Source organism: Pseudomonas sp. R62 (genome assembly GCF_000257605.1).
Taxonomy (GTDB): Bacteria; Pseudomonadota; Gammaproteobacteria; order Pseudomonadales; family Pseudomonadaceae; genus Aquipseudomonas; species Aquipseudomonas atacamensis.
This window is the reverse complement of the sequence record NZ_JH635998.1, coordinates 3,135,322-3,147,014: the sequence shown is the minus strand read 5'-3', so window position 1 is coordinate 3,147,014 and position 11,693 is coordinate 3,135,322. Positions and strand designations below refer to the sequence as shown.

9 protein-coding genes and 4 tRNA genes are annotated in these 11,693 nt (G+C 60.4%); 4 read left to right on the top strand and 9 right to left on the bottom strand.

Annotated elements, in window-relative coordinates; translation table 11 throughout:
* From OQK_RS15235 to rluD, 8 genes are all read right to left on the bottom strand, one after another.
* Positions 1-1,072, bottom strand: a 1,072-nt coding sequence (locus tag OQK_RS15235) for a methyl-accepting chemotaxis protein (RefSeq protein WP_016773143.1), incomplete at its 3' end; no start/stop codon positions are given.
* Between the two features lie 161 nt (positions 1,073-1,233).
* Positions 1,234-1,310: transfer RNA gene (locus OQK_RS15230), tRNA-Pro, on the bottom strand.
* A 97-nt stretch (positions 1,311-1,407) separates the two neighbouring features.
* Positions 1,408-1,483, bottom strand: a tRNA-Lys gene (locus OQK_RS15225).
* A 5-nt stretch (positions 1,484-1,488) separates the two neighbouring features.
* Positions 1,489-1,565: transfer RNA gene (locus OQK_RS15220), tRNA-Pro, on the bottom strand.
* A gap of 9 nt (positions 1,566-1,574) precedes the next feature.
* A tRNA-Asn gene (locus OQK_RS15215) sits at positions 1,575-1,650 on the bottom strand.
* A gap of 297 nt (positions 1,651-1,947) precedes the next feature.
* Positions 1,948-4,512: an ATP-dependent chaperone ClpB gene (gene clpB, locus OQK_RS15210; RefSeq protein WP_016773142.1), complete on the bottom strand. Its 2,565-nt coding sequence runs from the start codon at positions 4,510-4,512 to the stop codon at positions 1,948-1,950.
* A gap of 131 nt (positions 4,513-4,643) precedes the next feature.
* Complete coding sequence (gene pgeF, locus OQK_RS15205) at positions 4,644-5,366, bottom strand: peptidoglycan editing factor PgeF (protein WP_016773141.1); 723 nt, start codon at positions 5,364-5,366, stop codon at positions 4,644-4,646.
* On the bottom strand, positions 5,363-6,325 hold the full coding sequence (gene rluD / locus OQK_RS15200) for a 23S rRNA pseudouridine(1911/1915/1917) synthase RluD (RefSeq protein WP_016773140.1): 963 nt from the start codon (positions 6,323-6,325) through the stop codon (positions 5,363-5,365). Before rluD ends, pgeF begins: the two co-directional genes overlap by 4 nt.
* Before the next feature lie 151 nt (positions 6,326-6,476).
* Between rluD and OQK_RS15195 the strand changes: the two genes are divergently transcribed.
* The 4 genes from OQK_RS15195 to OQK_RS15180 all read left to right on the top strand — a co-directional run bounded on the left by OQK_RS15195 (position 6,477) and on the right by OQK_RS15180 (position 10,775).
* Entirely contained in the window at positions 6,477-7,493 is a 1,017-nt protein-coding gene (locus OQK_RS15195; RefSeq protein ID WP_016773139.1) for an outer membrane protein assembly factor BamD, read from the top strand.
* 126 nt (positions 7,494-7,619) lie between these two features.
* Positions 7,620-7,853: a PP0621 family protein gene (locus tag OQK_RS15190; RefSeq protein WP_016773138.1), complete on the top strand. Its 234-nt coding sequence runs from the start codon at positions 7,620-7,622 to the stop codon at positions 7,851-7,853.
* The gene (locus OQK_RS15185; RefSeq protein WP_016773137.1) at positions 7,843-9,432 is read left to right on the top strand and encodes a sensor histidine kinase; all 1,590 of its coding nucleotides are present in this window, start codon (positions 7,843-7,845) and stop codon (positions 9,430-9,432) included. The genes OQK_RS15190 and OQK_RS15185 overlap by 11 nt, the downstream gene beginning before the upstream one ends.
* A complete protein-coding gene (locus OQK_RS15180; RefSeq protein WP_016773136.1) occupies positions 9,429-10,775 on the top strand; it encodes a sigma-54-dependent transcriptional regulator in 1,347 nt (448 codons plus the stop codon). Before OQK_RS15185 ends, OQK_RS15180 begins: the two co-directional genes overlap by 4 nt.
* Before the next feature lie 92 nt (positions 10,776-10,867).
* Here the strand turns inward: OQK_RS15180 and OQK_RS15175 are convergent.
* The coding region (locus OQK_RS15175) for an NAD(P)/FAD-dependent oxidoreductase (RefSeq protein WP_038860979.1) at positions 10,868-11,693 on the bottom strand (826 nt) is incomplete at its 5' end.

Below are 11,693 nucleotides of genomic sequence, written 5' to 3'. Positions count from 1 at the left end.
CGGTGTTCTGCACATCACTGGCCAGCGCATTGATCGCGCTGGCGGTTTCGCTGACGCGCTCCTGGCCCAACTGCGCCGATTGACTGGACTGGCGCGTGGCATCGGACGTCGACACCGCGTTGCGCGCGACCTCCTCCACCGCAGCGGTCATCTCGTTAACCGCAGTGGCGGCCTGTTCGATTTCGTTGTTCTGCTCTTGCAGGCCCTGGGTGCTGTCGATGGTAACGGCGCTCAGTTCATCCGCGGCGGTGGCCAGTTGCGTAGCTGAGCCGCTGATACCTTGCAGGGTCTCGCGCAGGTTCTGTTGCATCGTCGCCAAGGCCTTGAGCAAGCGGCTGACTTCGTCATTGCCATGGGTTTCGATCGGTCGGGTTAGATCGCCCTTAGCGACACTTTCAGCGGCATCCACGGCGCTGCTCAGCGGGCGCACGATACTGCGCGTGAGCAACATCGCCAGCGCCACCGTGGCCAGCGCTGCCAAGGCAATGAAAAGAGTAACGATGGTGCGCGAGGTTTCATAATGCGCGGCGGACTTCTCGCTTTCGGCAGCGACCTGGCGGGCGAACAGATCGGCGAGATCATTGAGCTGTTTGCCGGAGCCGTCGACCACGGTCTTCATGTCAACCAGCAGCAATTTGGTCAGCTCGTCACGCTTGCCTTGCTCGGCAAGGGTGAATGACTGGGCAATGCCAGTGCGATAGGCGGCGAAGGTTTTCTTGAACTGGTCATACAGCTGCTGACCTTCGGCAGTGTCGACCAGTTTGTCGTAGGCGGCGATCTTCTCGCTCAGTTCCTTGTCGCGGGTGTCCATCTGGCCGCGATAGGTGGCGATATTGGCCGGATCCTGATCGAGCGCCATGCGCAGGGAGATGGTGCGGATGCGCAGCATCAGTTCGCGGATCTCGTCGCCGCCACGGATGCTCGGCAACCAACGGTTCTCCACCGCTACCTCACTGTCGCGAATGCTCGACATCTGTCCCAGCGCAAACACGCCGAGCAAGGCCACCAACACCGCGATCAGGGCAAATCCCAGGGCAGCCCGGGGAGCAATATTCAACTGACGAAGCAACATGACGAACGCCCTTATTCTTGTAATGGCCAGATCAAGGGGCGAAGCGTTGGCAGTCCCCTCGTGTTAGCGGGCTATCGGCAGGTTGTATGACGACTTGAAGGGATTCAGCTTTCGGCAGGCAAAAAAAATCCCCGTATCTTTCGATACGAGGATTTTCAATATGGTCGGGGTAAGGGGATTCGAACTCCTGACATCCTGCTCCCAAAGCAGGCGCGCTACCGGACTGCGCTATACCCCGGTAAAAAAAAGGCGACCTTTCAAAGATCGCCTTCTTCGATCAGCGCTTTTGGCCTCTGATCTTAAGATTCGATCCCAGCGCAAACTGGTTTCAAAAATGGTGGGTCGTGTGGGATTCGAACCTACGACCAATTGGTTAAAAGCCAACTGCTCTACCAACTGAGCTAACGACCCAAATATGGTCGGGGTAAGGGGATTCGAACTCCTGACATCCTGCTCCCAAAGCAGGCGCGCTACCGGACTGCGCTATACCCCGGTTTGAAATTGGCTCCGTGACCAGGACTCGAACCTGGGACCCAATGATTAACAGTCATTTGCTCTACCGACTGAGCTATCACGGAACTACATATTTCAATTTACAACGGTGAAGCTTTGTTGCATCTCGCCACCCGTTCGCATCGCTGCGTTCGTGTGTCTGAGGCGCGCTATTCTACAACCTAGAACACCTCTGTCAACCCCCTAAATTGCTTTCAAGTTAATGATTTGCAACTTATTTCAGATTCCAACCCGGTGGGTTGAAACGCTGCCGGTGACTGACTGCGGGGCGCACTTTACAAGCCTTTTCCTTTGAGTTCAACAGCCTGGCGAAAAAAAGGCCTCGCAATGCGAGGCCTTCCCGGTTTCATTGCCGCTGAGGCTTAGCCGAAAACGATTTCGTCGTTCTCGACCTTGCCGGTGGCGGTGTCGCCCGGCATGAAATGACCCGACAGGATCAACTGCGCCAGCGGGTTTTCGATCCAGCGCTGGATCGCCCGTTTCAAAGGACGCGCGCCATACACCGGGTCGTAACCGACGGCGATCAGCTTGTCCATCGCTTCCGGGCTCAGCTCCAGCTTCAGCTCGCGCTCGGCCAGACGGCTGCGCAGGCGACCCAACTGGATCTCGGTAATCCCGGCGATCTGATCCCGCGCCAACGGCTCGAAGATCACCACCTCGTCGACCCGGTTGATGAACTCCGGACGGAAGTGCGACGTCAGCGCGTCCATCACAGCAGCACGCTGCGCCTCACGATCACCGACCAGTTCCTGGATCTGCATCGACCCGAGGTTGGACGTCATCACGATCACCGTGTTGCGGAAGTCCACCGTACGCCCGTGACTGTCGGTCAGCCGGCCATCCTCAAGCACTTGCAGAAGGATGTTGAACACATCCGGGTGCGCCTTCTCGACTTCGTCCATGAGGATCACCGAGTACGGCTTGCGACGCACCGCTTCGGTCAGATAACCGCCCTCTTCATAGCCGACGTAGCCCGGTGGCGCACCAATCAGACGAGCCACGGAGTGTTTCTCCATGAACTCCGACATGTCGATCCGCACCATCGCCTCTTCGGTATCGAAAAGGAATTCGGCCAAGGCCTTGCACAGCTCGGTTTTACCGACACCGGTAGGGCCGAGGAACATGAACGAGCCGCTCGGACGATTCGGGTCGGACAGCCCGGCGCGGGAACGCCGCACGGCGTTGGCCACAGCCACGACCGCTTCTTCCTGACCGATGACCCGTTTGTGCAACAGGCTCTCCATCTTCATCAGCTTGTCGCGCTCGCCTTCGAGCATCTTCGACACCGGGATGCCGGTCCACTTCGACACGACTTCGGCAATCTCTTCTTCAGTCACCTTGCTGCGCAGCAACTGGTTTTCGCTCTTGCCGTGCTGGTCGACCATTTGCAGGCTGCGCTCCAGATCGGGGATCACCCCGTACTGCAACTCCGCCATGCGATTCAGGTCGCCTTTGCGGCGTGCGGCTTCCAGTTCCTGGCGCGACTGTTCGATCTTCTGCTGGATCTGAGCAGAACCCTGCACCTCGGCTTTTTCCGAGTTCCAGATTTCTTCCAGATCCGAATACTCACGTTCGTGACGCTCGATTTCTTCCTGGAGTTTTTCCAGGCGTTTCTTCGCTGCGTCGTCGCTTTCTTTCTTCAGCGCCTGGGATTCCACTTTCAACTGAATCAGGCGCCGCTCCAGACGATCGAGTACTTCCGGTTTGGAGTCGATCTCCATACGGATACGGCTGGCGGCCTCATCGATCAAGTCGATGGCCTTGTCCGGCAACTGCCGATCCGTGATGTAGCGATGGCTGAGTTTCGCCGCGGCAATGATCGCGCCGTCGGTGATCGCGACCTTGTGGTGAACCTCGTAACGCTCTTTAAGGCCACGCAGAATCGCGATGGTGTCTTCTTCGCTCGGCTCGTCCACCAGGACTTTCTGGAAACGCCGCTCGAGCGCCGCATCCTTCTCAATATATTGGCGGTACTCGTTGAGCGTGGTCGCGCCGACGCAGTGCAACTCGCCGCGAGCCAGCGCAGGCTTGAGCATGTTGCCGGCGTCCATCGAGCCTTCGCCTTTACCGGCGCCGACCATGGTGTGCAGTTCGTCGATGAACAGAATGATCTGCCCTTCCTGCTTCGATAGTTCATTGAGCAAGCCTTTCAGGCGCTCCTCGAACTCGCCGCGATACTTGGCGCCGGCAATCAACGCGCCCATGTCCAGCGACAGCAGGCGTTTGCCTTTGAGGCCGTCCGGCACTTCGCCGTTGATGATGCGCTGCGCCAGCCCTTCGGCGATCGCGGTTTTACCCACGCCAGGCTCACCGATCAGCACCGGGTTGTTCTTGGTGCGGCGTTGCAGAACCTGAATGGTGCGACGGATCTCGTCGTCACGGCCGATCACCGGATCAAGCTTGCCGTCTTCGGCGCGCTTGGTCAGGTCGACGGTGTATTTGTCCAAGGCCTGACGCGATTCTTCGTGGTTGGCGTCATTTACCGCTTCGCCACCACGCAGGTTGTTGATCGCGTTTTCCAGGGCTTTTTTGCTCACGCCTTGGCCGAGCAGCAACTTGCCGAGCTTGCTGTTCTCGTCCATCGCGGCGAGCAGCACCAGTTCGCTGGAGATGAACTGGTCGCCCTTCTGCTGAGCCAGACGGTCGGCCTGATTGAGCAGACGCGCCAGATCCTGCGACATGTTGACGTCGCCGGTCGGATTCTGGATTTTCGGTAGTTGATCGAGCTCTTTGGTCAGCTCTTTACGCAAGCTGTTGACGTCGAAGCCTACTTGCATCAGCAACGGCTTGATCGAACCGCCCTGCTGTTCAAGCATGGCCTGCATCAAGTGCGCCGGCTCGATGGCCGGATGATCGTGGCCAACCGCCAACGACTGGGCGTCGGACAGGGCCAACTGTAATTTACTGGTTAAACGGTCAATACGCATGGGTCACCTTCCTTTTGAGCAGGCCGGACCTAAGAAACCATCCTGAATAAAGAAACCTGCCAGATACCGCTATAGATGCGGTCGATTCTGCAAGATTCAAGCGTCGGAGGGTTGATGCAGATCAGGCAAGTCTAGCGGGTGATCCAAACGAGAGAGGCGAAGCGCCCAGTGCGCGACGCACGGCGATAGGAGAAGAAGCGCGGATCGGTCACGGTGCATAAACCGCCACCATAAACTGCGGTAACACCGCGTTCAGCCAGACGCAGGCGCGCCAGTTGATAGATGTCGGCCATGAACTTGCCGGGATTGTGGCTCGGCATGAAGGCTGTCGCCGCTTCCGGCAATTGATTGATAAAGACTTCGCGAACTTCCGGACCGACCTCGAAAGCCTTTGGGCCAATCGCCGGGCCGAGCCAGACCAGAATCTCTTCAGGCGCAACATTGAGGCTATCGAGGGTCGCTTCAAGCACCCCCGCCGCCAAACCACGCCAACCGGCATGGGCCGCCGCTACGCGAGTGCCCGCACGATCGCAGAACAACGCCGGCAGGCAGTCCGCCGTCATCGCTGCGCAGGCAATGCCCGGCGTTGCGGTCCAGCTGGCATCTGCAGTCGCAACGATGCCCGGATCAGCATGGGCAACGGTGATCCCGTGCACTTGCTGCAACCAGGCAGGCTGTATAGAGAAGTGCTCGGTCAGACGCCGACGGTTCTCGGCGACGGCTTCAGGACGATCATCGACGTGATCACCCAGATTCAGGCTGTCGAACGGCGCCTCGCTGACACCACCCTCGCGGGTGGTGACACAGGCCCTGACGCTGTCCGGCGCAGGCCAGTCCGGCGTCAGCCAGTTCATCCGACGAAGGCCTCGCGATCCTGCTTGAGCAGGGTCAGCAGCCAGACGAAATCTTCCGGCAGCGGCGATTCCCAGCTCATGCGCTCACCGCTCGTCGGGTGATCGAGTTCAAGGAAACGCGCGTGCAGCGCCTGACGCGGGAAGTGCTTGAGCGATTCCACCATGGTCGGGTTGGCCGCAGGCGGAATGCGGAAACGCCCGCCGTACGCCGGATCGCCGACCAACGGGAAGTTGATGTGCGCCATGTGCACGCGGATCTGGTGGGTCCGACCGGTTTCCAACTTCACCCGAACGTGGGTGTGCGAACGGAAACGCTCGAGCACGCGGTAGTGGCTGACGGCAGGCTTGCCACCTTCCATCACTGCCATGCGCTGGCGTTGCTGGCCGTGACGACCGATCGGCGCATTGATCTTGCCACCGGCGGTGACCACGCCAATCACGATGCACTCGTAGATACGGCTGACGCTGCGGCTCTGCAATTGTGCGACCAGTTTGGTCTGCGCCTGAATGGTCTTGGCCACCACCATCAGACCGGTGGTGTCCTTGTCCAGACGATGCACGATGCCGGCGCGCGGGACATTGATGATGTCCGGCACATGGTGCAACAAAGCGTTGAGCAGGGTGCCATCGGCATGACCGGCAGCCGGGTGCACCACCAGACCGGCAGGCTTGTTGATCACCAGGATGTCGTCGTCTTCATAGACGATGTCGAGCTCGATGTCCTGGGCGATCCACTCGCCCTGGGCTTCCTGCTCGGCAGTCAGCTCAAGGACGGCACCGCCATGCACAATGTCGCGCGGGCGGATCACCGCCCCGTCCACAGTCAGGCGACCTTCTTTGATCCAGGCGGAAAGGCGCGAGCGTGAGTGCTCAGCGAAGAGTTGGGCGGCGACTTGATCGAGGCGTTGGCCGCCCAATTCGGACGGCACCTCTGCGCGAAGTTCAATTTTATCGGACATGCTCGGACTGGGCGTCGGCACAGCCTTTGGTTTCGGCTGCGCGCTTGTGGTTAAATACGGCGTCTTTTGCCCCGAGGCTTTTCAACGGGGCGCTCATCATAACAGGACGGCCCCGCCCAAGACAGCGGCCGTCATAGGGACGCAAGCCGCCATGCAAGTGAAACACCTGCTGCTGATCGCCATCCTCGCATTGACCGCTGCTTGCTCATCGAAGGAAGTCGTAGACGAAAACCTCAGCGAAGCCGAGCTGTATCAGCAGGCTCAGACTGATCTGGACAACAACAGCTACACCAGCGCCACAGCCAAGCTGAAGGCTCTGGAGTCGCGTTATCCGTTCGGTCGCTACGCCGATCAGGCTCAGCTGGAGTTGATCTACGCCAACTACAAGAACGCCGAGCCGGAAGCTGCAAAGTCTGCCGCCGAGCGTTTCATTCGTTTGCATCCGCAGCATCCGAACGTGGATTACGCGTACTACCTCAAGGGTCTGACCTCGTTCGACCAGGACGTCGGCCTGCTGGCGCGCTTCCTGCCGCTGGACATGACCAAGCGCGACCCGGGCGCCGCCCGTGACTCGTACAACGAGTTCGCGCAGCTGACCAGCCGCTACCCGAACAGCCGCTACGCGCCGGACGCCAAGCAGCGCATGATCTATCTGCGCAACCTGCTGGCGGCCTACGAAATCCACGTTGCTGACTACTACCTGACCCGTCAGGCTTACGTAGCCGCTGCCAACCGTGGCAAGTATGTCGTGGAAAACTTCCAGGAAACCCCATCGGTCGGCGACGGCCTGGCGGTGATGACCGAAGCCTACCAGCGTCTGCACCTCGACGATCTGGCCGCCACCAGCCTGGAAACCCTGAAGCTCAACTACCCGGATCACCCGAGCCTGCAAGATGGCCAGTTCGTGCCACGCGTAGCCGAGGCCGACAACCGTTCGTTCCTGAGCAAGGCAACTTTGGGCCTGATCGAATCGCGTCCACCGCTGCCGCCGGGCGAAACCCGCGCCAACCAGGACGTGCAGAAGCAGTTCCAGGACGCGAAAGATGCGATTCCGAACGAGCTCAAGCCTAAAGACGAAAACGGCGACGTGATCGAAGAGCCAGAGCCGGAATCCAGCGACACCGATCGCTCGTGGTTCAGCTACATGACCTTCGGCGTGTTCGACTGATCACACCGGCTGTACGAAAAAGGGAGATCTGCAGATCTCCCTTTTTTATTGCCGCGCTTTAATAGGCTGTGCGCTGATCGGGTCCTTGGCTAAACTGCCGGATCATCAGTCGAAAAGCCGCTCATCATGCTTCGTTTATTGTTCTGGATTGCCCTGATCTTCGCCGCCATCTGGCTCTGGCGCAAATTCAAGGCCCCCGCCTCGTCCACCCGATCGCCGCGCGAACAGGACGCGCCGCCGATGGTGCGCTGCGCCCACTGCGGCGTGCACCTGCCGCGCGACCGCGCGCTGGGCAACCAGCAACTTTGGTATTGCAGCCAGGCTCATCTCGAGCAAGGCCCGGGCGCCAGTGGTCGCTGAGGCCGCCAACGCCGACCAGAAACAGGCGCAGCGTCTGCTGCGCCTTTATCACCTGTACCGTTTAAGTGTCGGCATCACTCTGGTGCTGCTGATCTCCAGCAACATGGACAACCGCCTGCTGACGTCGGCCAACGACGATCTGCTGCGCGGCGGCAGCTGGCTGTACCTGATCATCAACATGCTGCTGGTGGTGTTCCTTGAAAACACCCGGCGCCCGGCGCAGTTGTTCACCCTGGCGCTTGTCGATGTGCTGCTGTTGTGCGGCCTGTTCTACGCGGCGGGCGGCGTGGCCAGTGCGCTGGGCAATTTGCTGGTGGTCTCGGTGGCAATCAGCAACACCCTGCTACGCCGACGCATCGGCCTGCTGATTGCCGCCATTGCGGCGATCGGCATTGTCGGCCTGAGCTTTCTGCTGGGGCTCAGCCGCCCCTTGAGCGCCAACGCCTACTTGCAAGCCGGCACCCTCGGTGCGCTGTGCTTTGCCGCCTCGCTGCTGGTGCAAGGGTTGATCCGCCGCCTCGAAGTCAGCGAGACCCTGGCCGAACAGCGCGCCAGCGAAGTGGTCAGCCTGGAGGCGCTGAACGCGTTGATCCTGCAACGCATGCGCACGGGGATTCTGGTGCTCGACGAGCAACGTCGGGTGCAACTGGCCAATCACAGCGCGCAGAGTCTGCTCGGCCACAGTCACCTGCAAGGTCATATGATCGACGAATATTCGCCAGCACTGGTCGAGCGTCTGCAACTGTGGCGCAACAACCCGACCTTGCGCCCGCAGAGCCTGAAAATCCCCGGCAATGGCCTTGAGCTGCAGCCCAGTTTCATCGCCCTTGAGCAGAGCCCGAACCAGCAGACGCTGGTGTTTCTCGAAGACCTGGCGCAAATCACCCAACAGGCGCAGCAACTCAAGCTCGCTGCGCTCGGGCGTTTGACCGCCGGCATCTCCCATGAAATTCGCAATCCGCTGGGCGCGATCAGTCATGCCGCGCAGCTGTTGGCCGAGTCCGAGGAACTCGATAGCGCAGATCGGCGTCTGACGCAGATTATTCAAGACCACTCCCAGCGCATGAACCGAGTCATCGAAAACGTCCTGCAACTGTCCCGCCGCCAGCAAAGCGCGCCGCAACGGCTGGACCTAAAGCCGTGGCTGGAAGACTTCGTCGGCGAAATCCGCGAGCAGGCCAATGAGCGCCAGCACATTCATCTGCGGATCAATTCCGGCGATTTCACCACGCTGATGGATCCCAACCAGTTGCGGCAGATTCTCGACAATCTGATACGCAACGCCTGGCGTCACAGTGCGCAACTGCACGAGCAGGCCGACGTCTGGCTGGCACTGTTCGTCGACCCGGACAGCCAGTTGGCGGTGCTCGAAGTGCAGGACAACGGCCCCGGCGTGTCGGCCGATGAACAGGCGCATCTGTTTGAGCCGTTCTTCACTACCAGCAGCCAGGGCACCGGTCTTGGCCTTTATCTGTCCCGTGAGCTGTGCGAAAGCAACCAGGCACGCCTAGACTTCAAATCACGCCAAGGCGGCGGCTGCTTTTGCATCACTTTTGCTCACGGACGGAAACAAAGTTGAATACAAGCCCACGGCAAAAAATTCTAATCGTCGACGACGAACCGGATATCCGCGAGCTCCTGGAAATCACCCTGGGACGGATGAAACTCGAGACCTTCAGCGCCCGCAATCTGGGCGAAGCTCAGGCGCTGTTGCAGCGCGAGCACTTTGACCTGTGCCTGACCGACATGCGCCTGCCCGACGGCACTGGGCTGGAGCTGGTGCAACACATTCAGCAACGCGATCCACACCTGCCGGTAGCGATGATCACGGCGTACGGAAGCCTGGAAACTGCGATCAATGCGCTGAAGGCCGGGGCGTTCGACTTCCTCACCAAACCGGTGGAACTGCCGCGCCTGCGCGAACTGGTCAGCTCGGCGCTGCGCCTGCCGACAGCGGGCGGCTTGAGCACGGCAATCGAGCGACGCTTGCTGGGCGACTCGCCGCCGATGGCCAATCTGCGCAAGCAGATCGACAAGCTCGCACGCAGTCAGGCGCCGGTTTACATCAGCGGCGAATCCGGCAGCGGCAAAGAACTGGTCGCGCGTCTGATCCACGAACAAGGTCCGCGCGCCAGCCAGCCGTTTGTGCCGGTGAACTGCGGGGCAATTCCGTCAGAGCTGATGGAAAGCGAATTTTTCGGCCACCGCAAAGGCAGTTTCACTGGAGCCGTCGAAGACAAGCCGGGGCTTTTTCAAGCGGCCCATGGCGGCACTCTGTTTCTCGATGAAGTCGCCGACCTGCCACTGTCGATGCAGGTGAAGCTGCTGCGGGCGATTCAGGAAAAAGCCGTGCGCAGCGTCGGCGGCCAGCAGGAAACGGTGGTCGACGTACGCATCCTTTGCGCAACGCACAAAGACCTTGAAGCCGAAGTTTCAGCCGAGCGTTTCCGCCAGGATCTGTATTACCGGCTCAACGTCATCGAACTGCGCGTACCGTCCCTGCGCGAACGCCGTGACGACATTGAGGCGCTTGCCATGCACGTGCTCAAGCGCCTGGCCAAAGACACCGGACAACCCGAAGCGCGCCTGCACCCGCAAGCGCTGGAGGCGCTGAAGAACTATCGCTTTCCCGGCAATGTGCGCGAACTGGAGAACGTCCTCGAACGTGCGCACACCCTGTGTGAAAACCGCACGATCGAAGCGCAGGATCTGCGTTTGAGCGAAGGCAATTGCACGGCGGACGGGGCGATGGCCGATCTGACGCAGATCGACAATCTTGAGGATTATCTGGAGAGCGTCGAGAGGAAGCTGATTTTGCAGGCGCTGGAGGAAACCCGCTGGAACCGCACGGCGGCGGCGCAGCGGTTGAGTCTGTCGTTCAGGTCGATGCGCTATCGGCTGAAGAAGTTGGGCCTGGATTAAAGGCCCCTTCGCGAGCAGGCTCGCTCCCACATTTGGAATGAGTATTCCTGTGGGAGCGAGCCTGCTCGCGAAGGCGGTCTACCAGCCTCTGACTAAATACGGCCCTCAGGCGCATACGGCGCCGGATCAATAATCGGCGCCCGCCCCAGCATCACGTCAGCAAACAACTGACACGACGCCGGCGCCAGCACCAGCCCGTTGCGGTAATGTCCGCAGTTCAGCCACAACCCTTCGAATCCCGGCACCCGGCCAATAAAGGGAACCCCTTCCGGCGACCCCGGCCGCAGCCCGGCCCAGTGCCCGACCACTTCAGCATCCGCCAATGCCGGCAACAATTCGATCGCCGAGGCCTTGAGGCTTTGCAGCGCTATGTCGGTCGGGGTCTTGTCGTAGCCTTCGTGCTCCAGCGTGCTGCCAATCAGAATGTGACCGTCGCGACGCGGGATCGCATAACGCCCCTTGGCCAGCACCATGCTTGGCAGGAAATCAGCCGCGCACTTGTAGAGAATCATCTGGCCTTTGACCGGTTCGACCGGCAGCGTCAGGTTCAGCGTCTTGAGCAGATCACCGCTCCACGCTCCCGCTGTCAGCACAATCTGATCGCCGTTGATCACGCCCGTCGGAGTCTGCACGCCGACCACGCGCTCGCCCTCGCGGACGAAGCCACTGACCTCGCATTGCTCATGAATCGTCACATTCGGCAGCGCCAGCAGCGCGGCTTTCAGCGATTTGACCAGCCGTGGATTGCGCACGTTGGCGACATCGGCCATGTAGATCGCCCGGCTGAAACCGCTGCCGAGCACCGGCACCGCGTCATGCGCCGCCGAGATATCCACAGCCCGCAGCGGGCGGCTTTCCCGCTCGGCCCAGGCCAGGGCTGCGGCTTCATCGTCCAGATCCAGCCAATACAGACCAGTG

Excerpts from the sequence above, each read along its gene's own strand:
- OQK_RS15190 (WP_016773138.1), top strand. The coding sequence starts at position 7,620 with ATGCTTCGTTTATTGTTCTGGATTGCCCTGATCTTCGCCGCCATCTGG.
- rluD (WP_016773140.1), bottom strand. The coding sequence starts at position 6,325 with ATGTCCGATAAAATTGAACTTCGCGCAGAGGTGCCGTCCGAATTGGGC.
- OQK_RS15195 (WP_016773139.1), top strand. The coding sequence starts at position 6,477 with ATGCAAGTGAAACACCTGCTGCTGATCGCCATCCTCGCATTGACCGCT.
- pgeF (WP_016773141.1), bottom strand. The coding sequence starts at position 5,366 with ATGAACTGGCTGACGCCGGACTGGCCTGCGCCGGACAGCGTCAGGGCC.
- clpB (WP_016773142.1), bottom strand. The coding sequence starts at position 4,512 with ATGCGTATTGACCGTTTAACCAGTAAATTACAGTTGGCCCTGTCCGAC.